This is a genomic window from Roseateles saccharophilus (genome assembly GCF_031458095.1).
Lineage (GTDB): Bacteria > Pseudomonadota > Gammaproteobacteria > Burkholderiales > Burkholderiaceae_C > Pelomonas > Pelomonas saccharophila_A.
Genome location: NZ_JAVDXU010000001.1, coordinates 1,106,374 through 1,128,189 on the forward strand (window position 1 = coordinate 1,106,374; position 21,816 = coordinate 1,128,189).

Annotated in this window: 20 protein-coding genes and 1 tRNA gene; 1 reads left to right on the top strand and 20 read right to left on the bottom strand. The window is 68.1% G+C overall.

What is annotated here, in order from left to right:
* Nucleotides 1-2: 2 nt before the first annotated feature.
* Nucleotides 3-2,303, bottom strand: a complete 2,301-nt coding sequence (gene rnr / locus J2X20_RS05035) for a ribonuclease R (RefSeq protein ID WP_310261717.1) — start codon at nt 2,301-2,303, stop codon at nt 3-5.
* 68 nt (nt 2,304-2,371) lie between these two features.
* On the opposite strand from rnr, the gene J2X20_RS05040 reads away from it, so the two are divergent.
* A tRNA-Leu gene (locus J2X20_RS05040) sits at nt 2,372-2,456 on the top strand.
* A gap of 263 nt (nt 2,457-2,719) precedes the next feature.
* Here J2X20_RS05040 and J2X20_RS05045 read toward each other — a convergent pair.
* The 19 genes from J2X20_RS05045 to scpB all read right to left on the bottom strand — a co-directional run bounded on the left by J2X20_RS05045 (nt 2,720) and on the right by scpB (nt 21,649).
* Nucleotides 2,720-3,241, bottom strand: a complete 522-nt coding sequence (locus J2X20_RS05045; RefSeq protein WP_310261720.1) for a phosphoribosyltransferase — start codon at nt 3,239-3,241, stop codon at nt 2,720-2,722.
* 31 nt (nt 3,242-3,272) lie between these two features.
* Complete coding sequence (locus J2X20_RS05050) at nt 3,273-4,604, bottom strand: adenylosuccinate synthase (protein ID WP_310261721.1); 1,332 nt, start codon at nt 4,602-4,604, stop codon at nt 3,273-3,275.
* 44 nt (nt 4,605-4,648) lie between these two features.
* Entirely contained in the window at nt 4,649-5,812 is a 1,164-nt protein-coding gene (locus J2X20_RS05055; protein ID WP_310261723.1) for an ATP phosphoribosyltransferase regulatory subunit, read from the bottom strand.
* A gap of 73 nt (nt 5,813-5,885) precedes the next feature.
* Complete coding sequence (locus J2X20_RS05060; RefSeq protein WP_310261726.1) at nt 5,886-6,068, bottom strand: DUF2065 domain-containing protein; 183 nt, start codon at nt 6,066-6,068, stop codon at nt 5,886-5,888.
* Nucleotides 6,065-6,961: a protease modulator HflC gene (hflC, locus tag J2X20_RS05065; RefSeq protein WP_310261728.1), complete on the bottom strand. Its 897-nt coding sequence runs from the start codon at nt 6,959-6,961 to the stop codon at nt 6,065-6,067. Before hflC ends, J2X20_RS05060 begins: the two co-directional genes overlap by 4 nt.
* A gap of 15 nt (nt 6,962-6,976) precedes the next feature.
* A complete protein-coding gene (hflK, locus tag J2X20_RS05070; protein WP_409034131.1) occupies nt 6,977-8,224 on the bottom strand; it encodes an FtsH protease activity modulator HflK in 1,248 nt (415 codons plus the stop codon).
* Entirely contained in the window at nt 8,221-9,462 is a 1,242-nt protein-coding gene (hflX, locus tag J2X20_RS05075) for a GTPase HflX (protein ID WP_310261731.1), read from the bottom strand. The genes hflK and hflX overlap by 4 nt, the downstream gene beginning before the upstream one ends.
* Before the next feature lie 10 nt (nt 9,463-9,472).
* Entirely contained in the window at nt 9,473-9,715 is a 243-nt protein-coding gene (gene hfq / locus J2X20_RS05080; protein WP_056198163.1) for an RNA chaperone Hfq, read from the bottom strand.
* A gap of 81 nt (nt 9,716-9,796) precedes the next feature.
* Complete coding sequence (gene der, locus J2X20_RS05085; RefSeq protein WP_310261744.1) at nt 9,797-11,134, bottom strand: ribosome biogenesis GTPase Der; 1,338 nt, start codon at nt 11,132-11,134, stop codon at nt 9,797-9,799.
* On the bottom strand, nt 11,131-12,267 hold the full coding sequence (gene bamB, locus J2X20_RS05090; RefSeq protein WP_310261746.1) for an outer membrane protein assembly factor BamB: 1,137 nt from the start codon (nt 12,265-12,267) through the stop codon (nt 11,131-11,133). Before bamB ends, der begins: the two co-directional genes overlap by 4 nt.
* Entirely contained in the window at nt 12,264-12,935 is a 672-nt protein-coding gene (locus J2X20_RS05095) for a YfgM family protein (RefSeq protein WP_310261749.1), read from the bottom strand. Before J2X20_RS05095 ends, bamB begins: the two co-directional genes overlap by 4 nt.
* A gap of 43 nt (nt 12,936-12,978) precedes the next feature.
* Complete coding sequence (gene hisS, locus J2X20_RS05100; protein WP_310261754.1) at nt 12,979-14,286, bottom strand: histidine--tRNA ligase; 1,308 nt, start codon at nt 14,284-14,286, stop codon at nt 12,979-12,981.
* Nucleotides 14,283-15,545, bottom strand: a complete 1,263-nt coding sequence (gene ispG, locus J2X20_RS05105; protein ID WP_310261757.1) for a flavodoxin-dependent (E)-4-hydroxy-3-methylbut-2-enyl-diphosphate synthase — start codon at nt 15,543-15,545, stop codon at nt 14,283-14,285. The genes hisS and ispG overlap by 4 nt, the downstream gene beginning before the upstream one ends.
* The gene (locus J2X20_RS05110) at nt 15,542-16,465 is read right to left on the bottom strand and encodes a RodZ domain-containing protein (RefSeq protein ID WP_310261759.1); all 924 of its coding nucleotides are present in this window, start codon (nt 16,463-16,465) and stop codon (nt 15,542-15,544) included. Before J2X20_RS05110 ends, ispG begins: the two co-directional genes overlap by 4 nt.
* A gap of 3 nt (nt 16,466-16,468) precedes the next feature.
* Nucleotides 16,469-17,260, bottom strand: coding sequence for a type IV pilus biogenesis/stability protein PilW (pilW, locus tag J2X20_RS05115; RefSeq protein ID WP_310261762.1), 792 nt, complete (start codon nt 17,258-17,260; stop codon nt 16,469-16,471).
* 29 nt (nt 17,261-17,289) lie between these two features.
* On the bottom strand, nt 17,290-18,399 hold the full coding sequence (gene rlmN, locus J2X20_RS05120; protein WP_310261765.1) for a dual-specificity RNA methyltransferase RlmN: 1,110 nt from the start codon (nt 18,397-18,399) through the stop codon (nt 17,290-17,292).
* Between the two features lie 39 nt (nt 18,400-18,438).
* Entirely contained in the window at nt 18,439-18,867 is a 429-nt protein-coding gene (gene ndk / locus J2X20_RS05125; protein ID WP_132574374.1) for a nucleoside-diphosphate kinase, read from the bottom strand.
* A gap of 83 nt (nt 18,868-18,950) precedes the next feature.
* Nucleotides 18,951-20,924 (bottom strand): pseudouridine synthase, encoded by a 1,974-nt coding sequence (locus J2X20_RS05130; protein WP_310261770.1) that lies wholly within the window; start codon nt 20,922-20,924, stop codon nt 18,951-18,953.
* Nucleotides 20,921-21,649, bottom strand: coding sequence for an SMC-Scp complex subunit ScpB (gene scpB, locus J2X20_RS05135; protein ID WP_310261772.1), 729 nt, complete (start codon nt 21,647-21,649; stop codon nt 20,921-20,923). Before scpB ends, J2X20_RS05130 begins: the two co-directional genes overlap by 4 nt.
* Between the last annotated feature and the right edge of the window lie 167 nt (nt 21,650-21,816).

Below are 21,816 nucleotides of genomic sequence, written 5' to 3' on the forward strand. Positions count from 1 at the left end.
GCTCAGCGCCGCTTGCGCGGCGCCGGCTTGGCCGCCGTTTTCTTGGACGCCTTGTTGGCAGCCTTGCGCGCCGCCTTGACGGGGTGCAGGCCGGCGACGACGGCCTTGCGGCTCTGCTTCACGTCGCGGTCGGTCTGGCGCACCTCCTCCAGCGACTCCACCGCGGTCTTGGGTGCGCGCTTCTTGGCTGGCGTCTTGCCCGAAGGCTTGCCCGCCGAACCACGGCTCGGGACCCGCAATTCGTCGCTGTCGCGCACCAGGCGGAAGTCGATGCGGCGCCCGTCCAGATCCACGCGGCTGACCTGCACCTGCACGCGCGCGCCGGTGGCGTAGCGAATGCCGGTGCGCTCGCCGCGCAGCTCCTGGCGCACCTCGTCGAAGCGGTAGTACTCGCCGCCCAGCTCCGTGATGTGAACCAGGCCCTCGACGTAGAGCGCGTCCAGCTGCACGAACAGCCCGAACGATGTGACCGCGCTGACCGTGCCGGCGAACTCCTCGCCGAGGCGGTCGCGCATATAGCGACATTTCAGCCAGGCCTCGACATCGCGGCTGGCCTCGTCGGCGCGGCGTTCGTTGGCACTGCAATGCGCACCGACGACCTCCCAGCGCTCGGCCTCGTTGCGAGCATCGGCCGGATTGGGCGGCGGCGGGCGGCCCGGGCGCTTGGGCGCCTGCGGCACGTTCATCTTGGACGCGTCCAGCGTGTAGCGCTTGCCCGCCAGCAGGCCCTTGATGACGCGGTGGACCAGCAGGTCGGGATAGCGCCGGATCGGACTGGTGAAGTGGGTGTAGGCCGGATAGGCCAGGCCGAAGTGACCGGAGTTGGTGCCGGTGTAGATGGCCTGCTGCATGGAGCGCAGCAGCATGGTGTGGATCTGCTGGGCGTCTGGCCTGTCCTTGGTGGCCTCGGCCAACTGCTGGAACTCGCGCGGCGACGGATCGTCGGAGATGCCCACCGAGATGCCAAGAGAGCGCAGATAGTTCTGCAGGGTCTGGCGCTTTTCCGGTGTCGGGCCTTCGTGCACGCGGTAGAGCGAGTGGTGCTTGGATCCCTGGATGAAGTCCGCCGAGCAGGTGTTGGCGGCCAGCATGGCCTCCTCGATCAGCCGGTGGGCGTCGTTGCGCGTGCGCGGGATGATCTTCTCGATGCGGCCGTTGTCGTCGCAGACGATCTGCGTCTCGGTGGTCTCGAAGTCGATGGCGCCGCGACGCTGGCGCTCGCCCAGCAAGGCCCGATAGACCTCGTGCAGATGCAGCAGATGAGGCACCAGTTCGCGCCGCTTGGCCGCCTCGAGGCCATGGGTGTTGGCCAGGATGGCTGCGACCTCGGTGTAGGTGAAGCGCGCATGCGAGCTGATCACCGCCGGATAGAACTGGTAGGCGGCGACCGTGCCGTCGCTGGACACGAGCATGTCGCAGACCATGCTGAGCCGGTCTTCGTAGGGGTTCAGCGAGCACAGGCCGTTGGACAACTTCTCGGGCAGCATCGGGATGACGCGGCGCGGGAAGTAGACCGAAGTGGCGCGCTCATAGGCATCGGCGTCCAGCGGCTCGCCGGGCTTCACGTAATGCGACACGTCGGCGATGGCCACCAGCAGGCGCCAGCCCTCGAAGGCCTTCTTGCCGCGGCCCTGCTTGAAGGGCTCGCAGTAGACGGCGTCGTCGAAGTCGCGTGCGTCCTCGCCGTCGATGGTGACCAGAGGCACGTCGCGCAGGTCGATGCGGTGCTTGAGGTCCACGGCACGCAGTTTCTCGGGCAGCTTGGCGCTCTGCGCCAGCGTGTCGGGGCTGAAGCGGTGCGGCACGTCGTACTTGCGCACCGCGATCTCGATCTCCATGCCGGGGTCATCGATCTCGCCCAGCACCTCGACCACGCGGCCTACGGGCTGCGAATACAGCGAGGGCGGCTCGGTCAGCTCGACGGCGACGACCTGGCCGGCCGTGGCGTTGGCGATGCCGTTCTTGGGGATGAGGATGTCCTGGCCCATGCGCCGGTCTTCGGGCGCGACCAGCCAGATGCCCGACTCCAGCAGCAAGCGACCGATCAGCGGGCGCTTCTTGCGCTCCAGGATCTCCAGCACCTTGCCCTCGGGGCGGCCGCGCTTGTCGAAGCGCACGACGCGCACGCGCAGGCGGTCGCCGTGCATGACGGCATGGGTTTCCTGCGAGGACAGATAGATGTCCGAGGAGCCGTCGTCGGGGATCAGAAAGCCATGGCCGTCGCGATGGCCTTGCAGCGTGCCTTCGACTTCGCCGAGCAGGCCCGCGCCGTCGCCCGTAGGCGATGCAGTTGTGTTCTTCAAGTTTTTGATGATATAGTCTCTGTTTTCCTGAAACGGCTCAGGACTTCGCTAGAAGTTTTGAGCACCTTGCCCAGGTGGCGGAATTGGTAGACGCACTAGTTTCAGGTACTAGCGGGTAACTCCGTGGAGGTTCGAGTCCTCTCCTGGGCACCAAACAAAAGACAAAAGGCCAGCACGAAAGTGCTGGCCTTTTGTCTTTTGGTGTCCAGGAGAGGACTCGAAAGGCGCGTCGTCATGGACCGAGGACAAGCCAGTGGCTTGTCCGACGCCTCGACGAAGGCTTCGCGCCTGTGGCGCGGGGCCGACCGCCGGCGGGGTCGCGGGACGTGACCGAGTCCCCGACGATGGGCCCTCGATGGGCCCTTCGTCGAGTGGTGGCACAAACCGAACTCCGATCCGCGCCACAAGTCCAAACCTCAAACGACGAACTTCTTCGCCAGCGCCTCCGGCCCCATGCCGTCGTACTCCTCGAACGGCTGATGGATCCACGGCGAGGTTTCCAGCATCTCGCAGTAGTAGTCCGGCGTATAGGCCGAGACCTTCTTCGTCCAGATGACCGCGGAACGCAGTTCGGTGATCGACGGCATGCCGCGCAGGCGCTCCACCACGGCCTTCAGCGTGACGCCGGAATCGGCCAGGTCGTCGACCAGCAGCACGCGGCCGGCCAGTTCGCCCTTGGGCATGGTGATGTACTTGGCCATGTCCAGGCGGCCCTGAATGGTGCCGGCCTCGGCGCGGTAGGAGCTGGTGGACATGATGCCCAGCGGCTTGTCGAAGACACGCGACAACACATCGCCCGGGCGCATGCCGCCGCGGGCCAGGCAGAGGATCTGATCGAACTGCCAGCCCGAGGCGTGCACCTTGAGCGCCAGGCGCTCGGTCAGCAGGTGGTACTCGTCCCAGGATACGTAGAGGTGTTTGCCGTCGTCGGTCAACATGGTGGCGTTGTCTCCGTTGGTGTGATGGTAATCAGGCGGAATAAGGATGGCGCAGCACGATGGTGTGCTCGCGGTCGGGGCCGGTCGAGACCATGTCGATGGGCGCGCCGATGACCTCTTCCACGCGCTTCAGATAGCTGCGCGCATTGGCCGGCAGCGCGTCCCAGGACGTCGCGCCGAAGGTGGTCTCGGTCCAGCCCGGGAAGGTCTCGAACACCGGTTCGCAGGCTTCGATCTCATCGCCGTCCAGCGGCAGGATGTCCAGCAGACGGCCATCGAGCTTGTAGCCCACACACATCTTGATCTCGGTCAGGCCGTCCAGCACGTCGAGCTTGGTCAGGCACAGGCCGGTGATGCCGTTGATGATGATGGAGCGCTTCAGTGCGGCGGCGTCCAGCCAGCCGCAGCGGCGGGCGCGGCCCGTGACGGTGCCGCGTTCCTGGCCGACGGTGGACAGGTGGTAGCCGACGGTGCCGGGCTGCTCCCAGTCCAGCTCGGTCGGGAAGGGACCGGAGCCGACACGCGTCGTGTAGGCCTTGGTGATGCCCAGCATGTAGTGCAGCATCTGCGGGCCCACGCCGGCACCGGCGGCGGCATTGCCCGCCACGCAGTTGCTGGACGTGACGTAGGGATAGGTGCCGTGGTCGATGTCCAGCAGCGTGCCCTGGGCGCCTTCGAAGAGGATGTTGGCGCCGGCCTTGCTGGCCTTGTGGATCAGGTAGCCGACGTCGGCCAGCATGGGCTTGATCTGCTCGGCCATCTTCATGGCCTGCTCGAAGATGGGCTCGAAGGCGAGCGGCTCGCCCTTCAAATAGCCCGACAGCGCGAAGTTGTGCAGGTCCAGCAGCTCGCGCAGCTTCTTGGCGAAGCGCTCGGGGTGCTTCAGGTCCTGGGCGCGCAGGGCGCGGCGGGCGACCTTGTCTTCATAGGCCGGGCCGATGCCCTTGCCGGTGGTGCCGATCTTGCCGCTGCCGCTGGTCTCGCGCAGTTGCTCGCGCGCCTTGTCCACGGCGACGTGGAAGGGCAGGATCAGCGGGCAGGACTCGCTGATGAAGAGGCGCGAACGCACCTCGACGCCGGCCTTCTCCAGGCGCTCGATCTCGGACAGCAGATGGGTCGGGTCGACCACGACGCCGTTGCCGATGTAGCAGGCCACGCCGTCGCGCATGATGCCGCTGGGGATGAGCTGCAGCGCCGTCTTCACGCCCTTGATGACCAGGGTATGGCCGGCGTTGTGGCCGCCTTGGAAACGGACAACACCTTGTGCATGGTCCGTCATCCAGTCAACGACCTTGCCCTTGCCCTCGTCGCCCCACTGGGTGCCGACGACGACCACATTGCGTCCACGCGCGGTTTGGCTCATGTTGATTGCCTGTCTTGCTTGAAAGGATTGGTGGTCGCCGCGCCTTACAGCGTCCGGACAACCCACTGAGTGTGCTCGCGAACCAGCTCGCGGTCACAGTCGAATTCATCGGCCTCGTGCTCATGCCCGGGCAAAACGCACACCACGGTTTCACCCTGCTCGCGCAGGGCGCGCACGGCCTGGCGCAGCGAGGCGTCCTCGCCCCAGGGGGCGCGCACGGCGGCGCGCAGGGGCGTGGCCGGCACCAGGGTCACCAGCGTCTTCAGGTCCAGGCTGAAGCCAACGGCCGGGCGACGGCGGCCGAAGGCTGCCCCCACCTCGTCGTAGCGGCCACCGCGCAGCACGGCGTCGGAGCAGCCCGAGGCATAGGCGGCGAAACGGATGCCGGTGTAGTAGGCATAGCCCTGCAGGTCGGCCAGGTCGAAGCCCAGCGCCACCTCGGGGTGGACGGCGGCCAGATGGCCGGCCAGCCAGTCCAGGTCGGCCAGGGCCGCCTTGACCAGCGGATGATCGGGCAGGCGGCGCGCAGCCTCGGCCAGCACCTCGCGGCCGCCGAAGAGGCTGGGCAAAGCCAGCAGCGCGTCGCGCGTCACGGCGGGCATGTTTGCGGTCAGGTCGGCCAGCACGCCCATGTCCTTGGCCGCAAGGGCTGCGGTCAAGGCAGCCAGGGTGTCGGCGGGCAGCTTGACGCCGTCCAGCACGCCCTGCAGCAGGCGGGCATCGCCCAGGTCCAGCATGACGTCGCTCAAGCCGGCGCGGCGCAGTGCATCCAGGGCCAGCTCATGCACTTCCAGGTCGGCTTCCAGGCCGGCATGGCCGTAGATCTCGACGCCGAACTGCAGCGGCTCGCGGCTGGTGTTCAGGCCGTCGGGCCGCGTGTGCGCCACGGGGCCGCAGTAGCACAGCCGGGTCACGCCCTGGCGGTTCAGCAGGTGGGCGTCGATGCGGGCGACCTGGGGCGTCGTGTCGGCGCGCAGGCCGAGCGAGCGACCGGAGAGCTGGTCGACCAGCTTGAACAGCTTGATTTCCGAGCCGCTGCCCGTGCCGGACAGCAGGGAGTCCAGATGCTCCAGCAGCGGCGGAATGACGAGCTCGCAGCCATAGCTGCGGGCCATGTCGAGCAGCTCTCTACGCAGCTCTTCGATGCGGCGTGCCTGCGACGGCAGGACATCGGCGATGTGCTCGGGCAGCAGCCAAGCAGAGGACATGGGCGCAGGCTAGGCGGTTAAAAACGGCATTGTACCTATGCCCTCCCCCGCCCCAGCGCCACGAGCCTTCAGATCAGCGCAACCACAGCAGTCCAAAAACACCCATCAGGATGCTGGCCAGGCCGATGAAGCGGATCTGGCCATCGCTCATCGCCAGGATGCGGCTGAAGACCTCACGCCAGCGCGCCGGACTGATCAGGGGCATCAGCCCCTCGATGACCATCACCAGCGCGAGCGCGGTCAGCAGCTCGTTCACTTGCGCGCGGGCGCGGCGGCAGGCGTGGAGCCGGAACCCCGCATGGCCTTGAAGAAGTCGCTGCTGGGGTCGACGACCATCACGTCGCTCTTCTTGCTGAAGCTGGCGCGATAGGCCTCCAGCGAGCGGTAGAACTGGGCGAACTGCGGGTCGCGGCCGAAGGCTTCGGCGTACAAGGCCGAGGCCTTGGCATCGCCCTCGCCCTTGATCAGCTGGGCGTCGCGATAGGCCTCGGCGACGATGATTTCACGCTGGCGGTCGGCGTCGGCCTTGATCTTCTCGCCCTCGGCGGCGCCGGTGGAGCGCGTTTCGTTGGCCACGCGCTTGCGCTCGGACTCCATGCGGCGATAGACCGAGTCGGTGATGGTGGAGGCGAAGTCCACGCGCTTGATGCGCACGTCGACGACCTCGATGCCGAACTGCTTGGCCTCATCGGCCAGGCGCTTGCGCACGTCGTTCATGATCTTGTCGCGCTCGGCGGACAGCACGCCGATGACGGTGCGCTTGGTCACTTCCTCGTTGAAGGCGGCCTGCACGATGGGAGCCAGGCGGTTCTCGACGTTGCGGATGTCGGAGCCGTTATTGCGGATGAACTGGCGCGGTTCGGTGATGCGCCACTTGATGAGCCAGTCGATGACCAGGCTCTTCTTCTCGGCCGTGAAGATGGGGCGCGATTCGGGGCTGTCCAGCGTCTGCACGCGGCGGTCCAGCATGACGACGTTCTGCACCGGCGGCGGCAGCTTGAACTTCAGGCCCGGCTCGACGACGACTTCCTTGATCTCACCCAGCGCATAGATGACGGCGAACTGGCGCTGGTCGACGATGAAGAGCATCGACGACAGCAGCATCAGGACGACGATGGCGCCGGCGAGGATGGCGGCAATACGGTTCATTCGGATGGTCCTCGATCAGCGGCCGTCGCGGCTGCGCTGGTTGTCACGGCTGCGCAGGTCGTTGGTGGCGGGCAAGGTCTGCGGCTCGGGCACGGTAGCCGGCTGCGGCGCCGACACGGTCACGCTGCCGCTGCCGCCCTGCTGCAGCAGCTTGTCCAGCGGCAGGTAGAGCAGGTTGGAGCCGCTCTTGCTGTCCACCATGACCTTGCTGACGTTGGTGTAAACCTGCTGCATCGCATCGATGTAGAGGCGGTCACGCGTGACCTGGGGCGCCTTCTGGTATTCGGTCAGCACGCTCTTGAAGCGCTGCGCATCACCTTCGGCCGTCGCGATGACGCGGGCCTTGTAGCCCTCCGCCTGCTCGCGCAGGCGAGCCGAGTCGCCACGGGCGCGCGGGATCACGTCGTTGGCATAGGCCTGGGCCTCGTTCTTCAGCTGCTCGCGGTTGGCGTTGGCCTTGAACGCGTCCTCGAAGGCGGCCTGCACCTGCTCGGGCGGCTGCACGCTCTGCACGTTGACGTTCTTGATCTGGATGCCGGCCTTCAGGCGGTCCAGCTGGGCCTGGATGGACTTGACGAGGTCGGTGGCGATGGCGTCGCGCTGCTCGTAGAGCACCGAGTCCATGGTGTTCTTGCCGACGATCTCGCGCACGGCCGACTCGGCGGCCAGCAGCACGGCCTGCTCGGGGTCGCGGTTCTCGAACAGGAAATCGCGCAGGTCGCGGATGGTGAACTGCACCGTGAAGCGGATGTCGACGATGTTCTCGTCCTGGGTCAGCATGGACGAGTCGCGCAGGCCGGTGGCCGCGACGACGGAACTGCGGCCGACCTCGACCTGGCGCAGCTGCGAGACCGGCTGGATCTCGTGCGCCTGGAAGGGGTAAGGCAGGCGCCACTGGAAGCCGGCCTCGACGGTCTTGCTGTACTTGCCGAAGGACGTGACGACGCCCTGTTGGCCTTCCTGCACGATGAAGAAGCCGCTGGCCAGCCAGCCCAGGGCGACGACGCCGGCGATGAGGCCGACTCCGATGCCCGCGCCCTTCATGTCGGGCGAGCCGCCCGAACCACTGGGCCCCGAGGGCCCGCCCGACTTGCCACCGAACATGCCCGAGAGCTTGCGGTTGAAGTCGCGCCAGAGCTCGTCGAGGTCGGGTGGACCGTCGTTGCGGCCGTTGTTCAGCAGGCGCCCCGCGGCGCGGGCGACCGGCGTCATCAGACGCTGGGCCCAGGTGCTGCGGGGCGTGGTGTGGGGAGTGCTGCTCATGCCTGGGAAGGGTCTGAGGAAGAAGAATCAAGATCCGACGGATCAACGTCGAAACGTGGGTCCCGCTCGTCGGGAATCAAGGGCTGGGCCTGCATGGCCGTCGCAATCAGCTGGCGCAGCTCGGCCAGGCCGCTGCCGTCCAGGGCGCTGACGAAGACGCGCGGCGTCGGTTCGGTGCTGCCGTTGGCGCGCAGCACGGCGTCGACCACGTCGCGCGGGCGCTGGTCGTCGGGCAGCAGGTCCTGCTTGTTGTAGACCAGGATCTGCGGCACGCCGGCGGCGCCGATTTCCTCGAGCACGCGCTCGACTTCGACCATCTGCTCCTCCAGCACCGGGCTGGCGGCGTCGACGACATGCAGCAGCAGGTCGGCATCGGCTGCCTCCTGCAGCGTGGCGCGGAAGGCCTCGACGAGCTTGTGCGGCAGGTCGCGGATGAAGCCGACCGTGTCGGACAGCGAGACGCTGGCCGCCGCCTGCTCGAGGTAGAGGGAGCGGGTCGTGGTGTCCAGCGTCGCGAACAGCTGGTTGGCCGCATAGGCGCGCGCCTTGGTCAGCGCGTTGAACAGCGTGCTCTTGCCCGCGTTCGTGTAACCGACCAGGGAGACCTTGAAGACGCCGTTGCGCGAACGCGAGCGGCGCTGGGTGCTGCGCTGCTTCTGTACCTGCTTGAGGCGGTCCTTGGTCTTCTTGATGCGGTCGTCGATCATGCGACGGTCCAGCTCGATCTGGGCCTCGCCGGGGCCGCCGCGCATGCCGATGCCGCCGCTCTGGCGCTCCAGGTGGCTCCAGCGCCGCACCAGGCGCGTGGCCAGGTATTGCAGCCGCGCCAGCTCGACCTGCAGCTTGCCCTCGTGGCTCTGGGCACGGGCGGCGAAGATCTCGAGGATCAGTGCGGTGCGGTCGGCCACGGGCACGCCGAGGACGCGCTCCAGGTTGCGCTGCTGGGCCGGCGAGATGGCCTGGTCGAACAGCACCGTGTGGGCCTGGTGGGCCTGCACGAGCAGCTTGATCTCGTCGGCCTTGCCGGAGCCCACGAACAACGCCGCGTCGGGCGCCTGGCGGCGCGCGATGATCTTGGCCACCGGCGTGTCGCCGGCGGATTCGGCCAGCAGCGCGAGTTCGTCGAGGCTTTCGTCGAAGCCCTGGGCGGAGCGGTGGCGACCGAAATCGACACCCACAAGAATGGCGCGCGCCGCCTCGGAGGGCGGCGTCGCGTCGTGGGCAGAGGTCGAGGACAAGGGGTGGGGATCAGGCGTCCGCGGGAGCGTCGCCGGCGTGGAAGTTGACTGCGCGGCCCGGCACGACGGTCGAGATCGCGTGCTTGTAGACCATCTGCGTCACGGTGTTGCGCAGCAGGACAACGTACTGGTCAAACGATTCGATGTGGCCCTGGAGCTTGATGCCGTTCACGAGGTAGATCGAAACGGGCACATGCTCTTTGCGAAGCAGGTTCAAAAAGGGGTCCTGCAAAAGTTGGCCTTTGTTGCTCATCGGTATGCTCCGAGTTATCGGGGGGGATGGGGACTACGGGTAAGACCTTAACACAGCGTCTGAGCCCCTCCAGAGGTCAGCCTAGGTCTTTTCGTCGAAGGGATTCTTCGAAGAACGTAGCTCAATCTTCAGCGGCGTTCCAACCAGCTTGTAGTGGGCACGGATGCGCCCTTCCAGATAACGCTTGTAGACCTCGGTGACGCCGTCCAGCGCATTGCCGTGGATGACGACGATGGGCGGATTCTGGCCGCCCTGGTGGGCGTAGCGCATTTTGGGACGGGAAACGCCCGAGCGCTTGGGCTGCTGGTGCTCGACGGCCTCCTGGATGAGGCGGGTCAGCACCGGCGTCGTCATCTTGCGGTAGGCCGACGCATAGGCATCGGCCATGGCATTCCACAGCTGCGACAAGCCCTGGCGCTTCAGCGCCGAGATGTTGTGCATGGGCGCGAACTTCAGGAAGGCCAGGCGCTGCTCGATCTGGCGCTTCAGCGTCTCGCGCTGGTAGCTGTCGACGGCGTCCCACTTGTTGCAGGCCAGCACGACGGCGCGGCCGCTGTCCAGGATGTAGCCGGCGATGTGGGCGTCCTGGTCGGTCACGCCCTGGGTGGCGTCCAGCAGCAGCAGCACGACATGGGCGTCGGCAATCGCCTGCAGGGTCTTGACGACCGAGAACTTCTCGATGGCCTCGAAGACCTTGCCCTTGCGGCGCAGGCCGGCGGTGTCGATGAGCTTGAACTTCTGGCCGTTGCGCTCGAAGTCGACCGAGATCGCATCGCGCGTCGTGCCCGGCATGTCGAAGGCGACGAGGCGCTCCTCGCCCAGCCAGGTGTTGATCAGCGTGCTCTTGCCCACATTGGGGCGGCCGGCGACGGCCAGGCGGATGACATCGTTCTGCTGCGGCCCGGCGCCGAATTCCTCGCTGGTGTCCTCGAAGGGCTCCAGCACGGCGTCCAGCAGGCTGCGGATGCCCTGGCCGTGGGCCGACGAGATCGGGTGCGGCTCGCCCATGCCGAGCTCGTGGAACTCGGCCAGCAGCGGCGAGTCGCTCATGCCTTCGGCCTTGTTGACGGCCAGGTGCACACGCTTGTTGACGCTGCGCAGGTAGCGGGCGATGTCGCTGTCGTGGGCCGACAGGCCCAGGCGGATGTCGACGACGAAGATAACTGCATCGGCCTCGGCGACGGCCTGCTTGGTCTGCTTGGCCATCTCCTTGACGATGCCGGTGCTGCTGTCGGGCTCGAAGCCGCCGGTGTCGATGACGATGAACTCGCGGTCGCCCAGGCGGCCGTCGCCGTAGTGGCGGTCGCGCGTCAGGCCGGCGAAGTCGGCCACGATGGCGTCGCGCGACTTGGTCAGGCGGTTGAACAGCGTCGACTTGCCCACATTGGGGCGGCCGACCAGAGCGATGACTGGTTTCATTCGGCCTTGACCGCGAACAGGCCGCCGTTCTTGGTGGCGGCCAGGGCCGTGTCGCCCTGCAGGGCGATGGTGACGACCGGGCTGCCGTCGGTGGCCAGGCGCGAGCGCGTCTTGCCGGTGTCGCGGTCCAGCAGATGCAGCTGGCCCTCGTAGTCGCCGATCAGCACCTGCGTGCCGATGACGACGGGCTCGGAGAGCTTGCGGCGCTGGAACTGGTCGGCCGACCAGGCCAAGTCGCCGTTGGCCAACTTCCAGGCCGACAGGCGGTCGGAGGCATCGCCGGCGACGACGACTTGCGAGTCCGCACCGATGCCATTGGTGCCGCCCACAACGCGGTTCCACAACGCGCTGCCGCGCTCGGCGTTGATGCAGCCCACCGAGGACTGGAAGGCGCGGGCGCAGATCAGGTCGCCCTGGCGCTGGGCCGGGCCGACCAGATCGGCCAGGCGCTCGACCTCGTTGGTGCCGCGCGGCGTGGCCACGCTGGCCTCCCAGCGCAACTGGCCCTTGACCGGGTCGACGCCCGCCAGGCGCGGGCCCTGGCCGACGACCAGGGTGTCCTTGTAGGCCAGCAGCACACCGGCTTTGGCCAGGGTCAGCGGCTCGCCGGGGCGCTTGAGTTCCCAGATCTTGCGGCCGTCCAGGGCGTCGAAGGCCAGCACCTGGCGGTCCAGGGTCAGCGTGAAGACACGCTCGCCGGCCACCAGCGGCGCAGCGACGACGGGGGTCGGCAAGGCCTTCTTCCAGACCACGCGGCCAGCGTCCAGCACGATGAGTTCGTTGTCACGGTTGACGACGGCGGCAAAGCGGCCGTCGCTGCCGATGCCGGCCAGCAGCTTGGCGCCGACATCGCCGCGCCACAGCTCGCGGCCGTCGGCGGCCGACAGGGCACGCACCTGGCCGTCGACGCTGGCGACGACGAAGCGGTCGCCCGGCGTCGCGATGCTGAGCGGGAAGGTGATGTCGCCACCCCGGGCGCTCCAGACGATGCGGCCGCTGGCCGGGCCGGACAGGGTCTCCAGAGGGGCCGGCTTGCTCTTCTCGTCGCCGAACCAGCTGTTCCACGTCGAGCTGATGGTGGAACAGCCGGTCAGCGAAGCTGCCAGCAGGGCGATCAGCGCGACGCGCTTCATTGCGCGGCTCCGTTGGCCTCGACGGCCGTCGGGACGCCCAGCGTCGCCAGCTTGGCCTCGATGATGCTGCGGTAGTTCTGGGTCTTGTCCATGCCGGCCAGGGCCTTCTGGTACTCGGCCTTGGCGGCGTCGCGCTTGTCCTGCAGCAGCAGCAGGTCACCGCGGCGATCGGCCACCAGGGCGGCGAAGTCGGCCGACTTGATGGCGTCCAGGGTCTTGGCGGCCTCGTCATAGGCCTTGGCGTCGAGTTGCAGGCCGGCCAGGCGCAGGCGGGCGACATCGCGGTAGGGGCCGCCTTCGGAACCCTGCTCGGCCACCCAGGTCAGGCTTTGCCTCGCGTCGTCGGCCTTGCCCTTGTCCAGTTGCAGCTTGGCGACCTGCAGGCCGGCCTGGGCCGCATAACCGGTACCGCCGTAGCGGGCTTTCAGGTCACCTGCGGCGATCGAGGCCTTGTCGACGTCCTGAGCCGCCACGGCGCGGTCGAACTCGTCATACATCGCGGCGGCCTTGGCGGCCTGGTCGCGCTGGTACCAGTTCCAGCCCTGCCAGGCGGCAAAGGCGGCCAGGACGGCCGTGATCACCCAGGTGATGAGGTTGCCCCAGCGCTTCCAGAACGCTTTGAGTTGTTCAAGTTGTTCTTGTTCTTCGAGGTCGAGATGGGCGGCCATGGGAAAACTTCGAGGGAAGGAAAGGGGCTTGGGAGGCCCGGGATTATGCGGGGAGGAGGTCGGCGGCCCAGGAGGCCACGTCGGCGAGCGGCCGGCTGACCTGTTCGCCACCTTCGCGCAGGGGTTTGACGGCCACCTCGCCACGGGCCAATTCATCGGCACCGAAGACGAGAGCAAAGCGCGCGCCGGAGGCGTCGGCCTTCTTGAACTGCGACTTGAACGAGCCGCCGCCGGCATGCATCTGCACGCTGACGCCGGCTTTGCGCAGGGCCTCCAGCACCGGGAAAGCCTGCGGCAGGGCCGCGGCGTCGGGCAGGATGGCGTAGGCCTGGGGCGCGGCCGACGGCACGGGCAGGCCGATCTCATCGATCAGCAGCAGCAGGCGCTCGATGCCCAGACCAAAGCCGACCGCCGGCGTCGGCTTGCCGCCCAGCTGCTCGAACAGGCCGTCATAGCGGCCACCACCACAGACCGTGCCCTGGGAGCCGAGCTGGTCGGTCACCCATTCGAAGACGGTCAGGTTGTAGTAGTCCATGCCGCGCACCAGGCGGGTGTTGACGCGGTATTCCAGGCCGGCCGCGTCGAGGATGGCGCGCACGGCGTTGAAGTGGGCCAGGGTCTCAACGCCCAGGAAGTCCATCAGCTTGGGCGCCGCTTCGATGACGGGCTGCATCGCCGGGTTCTTGCTGTCCAGGATGCGCAGCGGGTTGCTGTGCAGGCGCTTTTTGCCGTCCTCGTCGAGCTTGTCGGCATGGGCTTCGAAGTGGGCGATCAAGGCGGCGCGGTGGGCATTGCGCTCGGCCGGCTGGCCCAGTGAATTCAGCTCCAGGCGCACATGCTGGCCAACCACCAGGCCCAGGGCCTGCCAGAGCCGGCGCACCATCAGGATGATCTCGGCGTCCACGTCCGGCCCGGCGAAGCCCAGGGCCTCGACATCGAGCTGGTTGAACTGGCGGTAGCGGCCTTTTTGCGGTCGCTCATGGCGGAACATCGGGCCCATGGTCCACAGCCGCAGCGGGCCGTTGTAAAGGGCGTTGTGCTCGACCATGGCGCGCACGATGCCGGCCGTGGCCTCAGGACGCAGCGTCAGCTGGTCGCCGTTCATGCTGTCGGTGAAGGAGTACATCTCCTTCTCGACGATGTCGGTCACCTCGCCCAGGCCGCGCACGAACAGCGCCGTGGGCTCGACGATGGGGGTCAGCATGTACTGGTAGCCATAGCTGCCCAGCACCTTGCGCAGCGTGGTCTCGAACCAGCTCCACAGTTCGCTGCTGGGCAGCTTGTCCTTGCGGGTGACGCTGGCCGGGAGGATGTCGTTCATCCCCTTCACGGCCTGGATCTGTTTGCTCATGCGGTAGCCGTGGCGCCGAAGCGCTTCTCGATGTAGTTCTCGACCAGGGCGTGGAATTCGGCGGCGATGTTGTCGCCGCGCAGGGTCACGGCCTTCTCGCCGTCGATGAAGACGGGCGCCGCCGGCGCCTCGCCGGTGCCGGGCAGGCTGATGCCGATGTCGGCATGCTTGCTCTCGCCCGGACCGTTGACGATGCAGCCCATGACGGCCACCTTCATCTCCTCGACACCCGGGTATTTGTTGCGCCAGACCGGCATCTGCAGGCGCAGGAAGTCGTCGATCTGCTTGGCCAGCTCCTGGAAGGTGGTGCTGGTGGTGCGGCCGCAGCCCGGGCAGGCCGTCACGCTGGGGTTGAAGTGGCGCAGGCCCAGCGACTGCAGGATCTCCAGCGCCACGACCACTTCCTGGGTGCGCGACTCGCCCGGCTGGGGCGTGAGGCTGACGCGGATGGTGTCGCCAATGCCTTCCTGGGCCAGGATGCCCAGCGCCACCGACGAGGCCACCGTGCCCTTGGTGCCCATGCCGGCCTCGGTCAGGCCCAGGTGCAGGGCGTAGTCGCAGCGGCGGGCCAGCTCGCGGTAGACGGAGATCAGGTCCTGCACGCCGCTGACCTTGCAGCTGATGATGATGTTGTCGGGGTTGAGCCCCAGCTCGGTCGCATAGGCGGCCGAGGTCAGGGCCGACTCGACCAGGGCCTGGTACATGACCGGCTTGGCGTCCCAGGGCTGGGCGCGGCGGGCGTTCTCGTCCATGAACTGGGCGAGCAGCTCCTGGTCCAGGCTGCCCCAGTTGACGCCGATGCGCACGACCTTGTCGTACTTCATGGCCGCCTCGATCATCTGGGCGAACTGCTTGTCCTTCTTCTCGCCCTTGCCGACATTGCCGGGGTTGATGCGGTACTTGGACAGGGCTTGCGCCATGGCCGGGTAGTCGGTCAGCAGGCGGTGGCCGTTGTAGTGGAAGTCGCCCACCAGGGGCACGTCGATGCCCATGCGGTCCAGCTGCTCGCGGATATAGGGCACTGCTTCAGCCGCCTCGGGCGTGTTGACCGTGATGCGCACCATCTCCGAGCCGGCGATGGCCAGCTCCTTGACCTGGATGGCCGTGCCGATGGCGTCCACCGTGTCGGTGTTGGTCATGGACTGCACGCGCACCGGCGCGTCACCGCCGACCGTGACGACGCGGCTGCCCCAGACCACGCGGGCCTGGCGGCTCTTGCGCGGCGCAGGAGCCGCCTCGGGAATGATCCATTCGCTCATTTCAACTCCAGTCGAGCGACGTTGTCCTTGCTTCGCGCGGCCAGGTCGATGGCGGCACCGCGCCATTCGATCTGCGTGCCACTCACATTGCCGACGCGCACCTTGTAGGGTGCCGCGCCGCTGTATTCCTGCTGTTCGCCCGCGCGCAGCACACGCGACAGCAGCAACTGGCCCTGGGCATCGGCCACCTCGATCCAGGTGTCGGCCGTCGCCGTCACGCGCAAGGCGCTGCCGGACGTGGCACTGACCGTGGTCTTGAGAGCCGGCACCGAGGCGAGCGCAGCGGCCGGCGGCGGGGCGACCTCGCGCACCTGCAGCGGCGCGGAGGCGATCGGATCCGGCGCCGAGGCGGGCGCCGCCACGACCGGCTCCGAGGCCGCCGGGGCCGGCACGTAGTCGACGACGGGCGCGCTGGCCGCGACGATGACGCCCGAGGCGGCCGTCGGCGCGGCGGAACGTTCGAGCCAGCCGGCCGGAATCCAGTAGACGGCCGCAGCGGCGATCAGCAACAGCAGCGGGCCCCAGACGACCGGCCGGGCCACCAGGGCCAGAACGCCACCGTCGATGGGACCGGCGCCGCGCTCGCGGAAGGGCTGGTTGAGGCCGGGGCGCACATCGAACTCGCGGTCACGCGTGCGCGGCAGCATGGCCAGCACCGGCGCCGGATCGACCTTGAGGGCGCGGCACATGGCCGTGGCCAGGGCGCGGGCGAAGGTGGCGTCGGGCAGCTCGTCGAAGCGGTCGGCCTCCAGCGCCTCGAGCTTGGCCTGCGGCACCTTGAGCATGACGGCCAGGGCGGCAATATGCAGGCCGCGCTGCTGGCGCACATTCCTGAGCCAGGCGCCGGCGCTGGCAGCCTGGCTGGCGGATCCCTCGGAGATGGGTTGCATCGTCTCGTTCTTGTTGTCGGTCGCGGTCACGGCTTATTCGTCGTAGCGGCCGGCGTCCAGGGACTGGGTCTCGGGCGCCTGGGGGTAGCGGCGGCGCAGCTTCATGGCCAGCTCGTCCACCATGTTCGCGTTGCCCAGCTTGCGCTCGACGCGCAGCTGCAACCACAGGCTCTGCGCATTGAGCTGCTCGGGCTGGTCATTGACGCGTTTCACATAGAAGCGCGCCCGCTCCAGCTCACGGTTGCGGTAGAGCACCTCCGAGAGGTTCATCGCGATGGCGGGGTTGGCGGGGTCCAGCTCGAAGGCGCGCGTCAGCGTCTTCTCGGCCACCAGCATGCGGCCCGAACGCGCCTCGCAGACGCCCTTGGCCAGCAGGGTACGGGCCGGCGCGCGATAGGTGGACTGGCCCAGGGCCTGGTCGAACAGCGAGTCCGCCGTCGGCCAGCGCTGCTGCTGGCACATGAACCAGCCGTAGTTGTGCAGGGTGTCGGGATCGTTGGGGTAGACGACCAGGGCGCGGCGGAAGGCATCCTCGGCAAGCTGGTGCTCGCCCATGGCGCCGTAGATCAGGCCGCGCAGATTGACGGCCTCGCGCATGTCGGGCTTGGCCTGCAGGGCCAGCTTGAGCTCGTCCAGGGCGGTATTGAACTGCCCGCGCGAGAAATAGCCCTGGGCCAGCTCCAGCCGGATGCCGGCCTTGCGGTCGGCGTCGGTCTGGTCGGAGTCCGTCTTGATCTCGCGTTCGGCGCTGGGCCCGGTGCCGCTACCGGTGCTGGCACAGGCGGCCAGGAGGGCGGTGGTCAGAACGATCAGCAGTCGCTTCATCAAATCCTCTAAGGTGGCACCAGGGGGCATCAGGTGGATTTGGCCACCGTGACGGGTGCCCTGACCATGCGGATATGCGCGCGGGTGCGGTCCTGGACCTCACCGGCCAACTGGCCGCAGGCGGCGTCGATGTCGTCGCCACGCGTCTTGCGCACCGTCGTGACGATACCGGCCTGGATCAGCACCTCGGCAAAGGCCTGCACGCGGGCATTGGTGCTGCGTGTCAGGCCCGAGGCCGGGAAGGGATTGAAGGGGATCAGGTTGATCTTGCAACTCACCTTGCCCTTGAGCAGCTTGACCAGCTCACGGGCCTGCTCGGGCGAATCGTTCACCTCCTGCAGCATGCAGTACTCGAAGGTGATGAAGTCGCGCGGCGCCTTCTCGAGATAGCGGTTGCAGGCGTCGAGCAGCTCGGCGATGGGGTATTTCTTGTTCAGCGGCACGAGCTGGTCGCGCAGCGGATCGGTCGGCGCATGCAGGCTGACCGCCAGGGCCACGGGGCAGTCTTCGCGCAGGCGGTCGATCATGGGCACGACGCCCGAGGTCGACACCGTCACGCGGCGGCGGCTCAGGCCATAGCCATGATCGTCCAGCATGGTCTTGAGCGACGGCACGAGCTGGTCGTAGTTCTGCAGCGGCTCACCCATGCCCATCATCACGACGTTGGAGATGACGCGCTCATCGGTGTTCTGGCGCTTGCGCAGGCTGTGCTCGGCAAACCAGAGCTGGGCCGTGATCTCGGCCGTCGTCAGGTTGCGGCTGAAGCCCTGGTGGCCCGTCGAGCAGAAACGGCAACCGACGGCACAGCCGGCCTGGCTGGAGATGCACAGGGTGCCGCGATCATCCTCTGGGATGAAGACCGCCTCGACGGCATTGCCGGCGCCGACGTCGAACAGCCATTTGATGGTGCCATCCGCCGAGACATGCTCGGAGATGACGGCGAGGCCCTGAATGAGGGCCCGGCCGCTGAGCTTCTCGCGCAAGGACTTGGCGAGATCGGACATCTGGTCGAAGTCCGACGCGCCCTTCTGGTGGATCCAGCGGAACAGCTGGGTCGCACGGAATTTCTTTTCGCCCAGTTGCTCGCAGTAGGCGGCCAGGCCTGGCAGATCGAAACCGAGCAGGTTGACCGCGTCCATACGAACTTTCTGGGCCGGGGTCACCGACCCCGTTGGGGATCAGCGACCCGAGTAGACGTTCATGCCGGGGAAGAAGAAGGCCACTTCGACGGCGGCCGTCTCGGCGGCGTCGGAGCCGTGCACGGCGTTGGCGTCGATGCTGTCGGCGAAGTCGGCGCGGATGGTGCCCTTCTCGGCCTTCTTGGGATCGGTGGCGCCCATCAGGTCACGGTTCTTCAGGATGGCGCCTTCGCCTTGCAGGGCCTGGATCATCACGGGGCCGCTGATCATGAAGTTGACCAGGTCGTTGAAGAAGGGGCGGGCCTTGTGGACGGCATAGAACTGCTCGGCCTCGACGCGCGACAGGTGCACCATCTTGGCAGCCACGACCTTCAGGCCAGCGGCTTCGAAGCGGGCGTAGATCTGGCCGATGACGTTCTTTGCCACGGCATCGGGCTTGATGATGGACAGGGTGGTTTCGATCGCCATGGGATTCTCCTGATGGGGCGTATTGGACAAAGCCTGCGATTGTAGCGGGCAGGGATGACCCTAGTTGCGGTTTACGCCCGGTTTCAGCGGTGACGCCCACCGAATCCGCCGCCCGAACGGCCACCACCGCCGCCGCCCTTGCCGCCACGGCCGCCGCCGCCACCGCGGCGCAGATAGGCGTCGCCGCCGATATAGCCCACCGAGGTCTGCATCGGATCGGGTTCACGGGGGCCGTTGCCCTTGTTGCCACCGCCCTTGGGCCGGTCGTGCTGCTGGCTGCCGCCGGCGCCAAAACCCTGCGGCAGACCGCGCTTGCCGCTGGTCGCGTGGCGGCGGTCGAAGGTCTGCTCCAGCGGATTGACGTGGTGCGGGATGAAGCCGTCGTCCTCGTCGTCGTCGTCGCGACGCTGGACACGCTCCTCGCGGGGCGGACGCGGCTGCTGCGGCTCGGGCGGGCGGCTCGGGCGCGGGCCGACGCCGGCATGGCGGTCATCGTTGCGGCGCTTGTTGCGGTCGTTCTTGTTGCCCTGCTGCTGGCCCTTGCCCTGCTGACCTTGGCCCTGGCCCTGCTGCTGGCCCTGGCCACTGTTGTTGGTGTGGCCGGCCAGGCGGCGGATGATGCGCACATCGTCGTCGCCCAGCTCCACCCAGACGCCGCGCTTCAAGCCGCGCGGCAGCACGACGGTGCCGTAGCGGATGCGGATCAGGCGGCTGACCACCATGCCGACGGCTTCGAAGAGCTTGCGCACCTCGCGGTTGCGGCCTTCGGTGATGACGACGCGGTACCAGCGGTTGGCGCCTTCGCCGCCGCCATCCTCGATGCTCTTGAAGGATGCCGTCTGGCCGTCGACATTGACGCCCTCCAGCAGCCGGGCGCGCTGCTCGTCGCTCAGCGACCCCAGCACGCGGGCCGCGTACTCGCGCTCCACGCCGAAGCGCGGGTGCATCAGCTGGTTGGCCAGCTCACCCGAGTTGGTGAACAGCAGCAGGCCTTCGGTGTTGATGTCCAGGCGGCCGACGGACTGCCACTTCTGGCCCTGCACGCGCGGCAGGGTGCGGAAGACCGTCGGACGGCCTTCGGGGTCGTTGAAGGTCGAGACCTCGCCGGTGGGCTTGTGATAGGCCAGGATGCGCGGATTCGGCGGCGAGATGCGCACGCGCACTTCCTTGCCATTGACGCGCACGCGGTCGCCGAAGGAGATGCGCTGGCCGACATGGGCCACTTCGCCATTCACTTCGATCTTGCCCTCGGCGATCCATTCCTCGATGTCGCGGCGCGAGCCGATGCCGGCCTGGGCCAGCACCTTCTGCAGCTTGGGTGCGTCGGCGTCGGGCGCCAGCACCCGCTTGCTCTCGCCTTCGCCGCCCTCTTCCGCCACCTCTTCCGGCTCGGGCCGCAGTTGCGGCGGCTCGCCGACCGGGCCTTCCGATTCCGCATCCAGATTGCCCGACAGCACATCGGCAAAGCGCGCCCCCGCGGCCTCGACGAGTTCCGGCGCCAGGGCCGGGCCCGGCAACTCGCCACCGCCACCGCCGCCGCCAGCAGTCGCCTGTGCAGCAGCCTGGCGCTCGGCGCGCTCCTTGCGGTTGCGGCGGCGGTTGCGGCTGCGGCCGCCGCGCTCGCCGTCTTCGCCCTCGCCTTCCTCATCCCCCTCCTCGTCCGCGTCGCCATCCTGCTGCGCAGACGGCGCGGCGGGCGCCTCGGCGGCCAGCGTGAAGACGGGCGCCGGCGCCTCGACCGGAGCCGGCGCTTCGGCGACGGGCGCAGCCTCCTCGGCGGCCGCAGCCGTCTTGCGCGGCGCGCGCTTGCGGGCCGGTGCCGGTGCCTCCTCGGCCGCCGCGGCTTCGGGCGCGGGCGCCGCCTCTTCCGCCACGGCCTCGGCCGCCTTGCGGCGGGTGCGCTTCACGGGCACGGGCGCCTCGGCAGCCTCGGGCGCGACTTCGGGAGCCGCCTCGACGGCGGCCTTGGCCGGCGCGCGGCGGCGCTTGGGCGCGGCGGGCGCTTCGGCGTCAGCGGTGGGAGGCAGGGACTTGTCTTGATCGGCGGCGTCGTTCATGCGGATTCGGGCTGGGTTTGCGGGGGCGGATCTTCGGGATCGGGATTGGGGAGAGCGGGCGTACCGTCGTCGCCAAACAGGCTCAGGGACGGTGCGGGCGCTTCGGCGGCGGCGGCTTCGACAGCCACCGCTTCGAGGGCGGGTTCTTCGGGCGGCGCCTCTTCGGCGGTGTCCAGCAACTGGCCCTGCAAGGCTTCGAAGGCCGGCGCTTCGCCGCCGACCTCCAGGGCCGGCAGCTGTTCCAGGCTGGCCAGGCCGAGGTCGTCGAGGAAGGACTTGGTCGTCGCGTACAGGGCCGGGCGGCCCGGCGTCTCGCGGTGGCCGATGGCCTCGATCCAGCCGCGGTCCTCGAGCTGCTTGACGATCTGGCTGGCGACGACGACGCCGCGGATGTCCTCGATGTCGCCGCGCGTGACCGGCTGGCGGTAGGCAATGATGGCCAACGTCTCGAGCACGGCGCGCGAATAGCGCGGCGGCTTTTCGGGATGCAGGCGGTCGAGGTATTCGCGCAGCTCGGGGCGGCTCTGGAAGCGCCAGCCCGAGGCCAGCGCCGTCAGCTCGACGCCCTTGCCTTCCCAGTCGCGGCTCAGCTCGTCGAGCAGGCTGCGCACGGTATCGGCACCGAGCTCGTCGGCGAACAGGCTGCGCATCTCGCGCAGCGTCAGCGGCTGCGAGGCACAGATCAGCGCGGTCTCGAGGACGCGCTTGGCATCCTGGGTATTCATGAACGCAAGTGCGCCCTCAATCAAGCCAAGTCTGGCAATCCGTCCGGGCCTGGGCGCTCACAGCGTTCATCAGGCGAAGCGGACGGGGTCTGTCCGGGCGTCAGCTTGGGGCTCAGCAGCCTTCCAGCGGGACGCGATCGGGGTGGTTGACCGGCGGGCGGATGGAC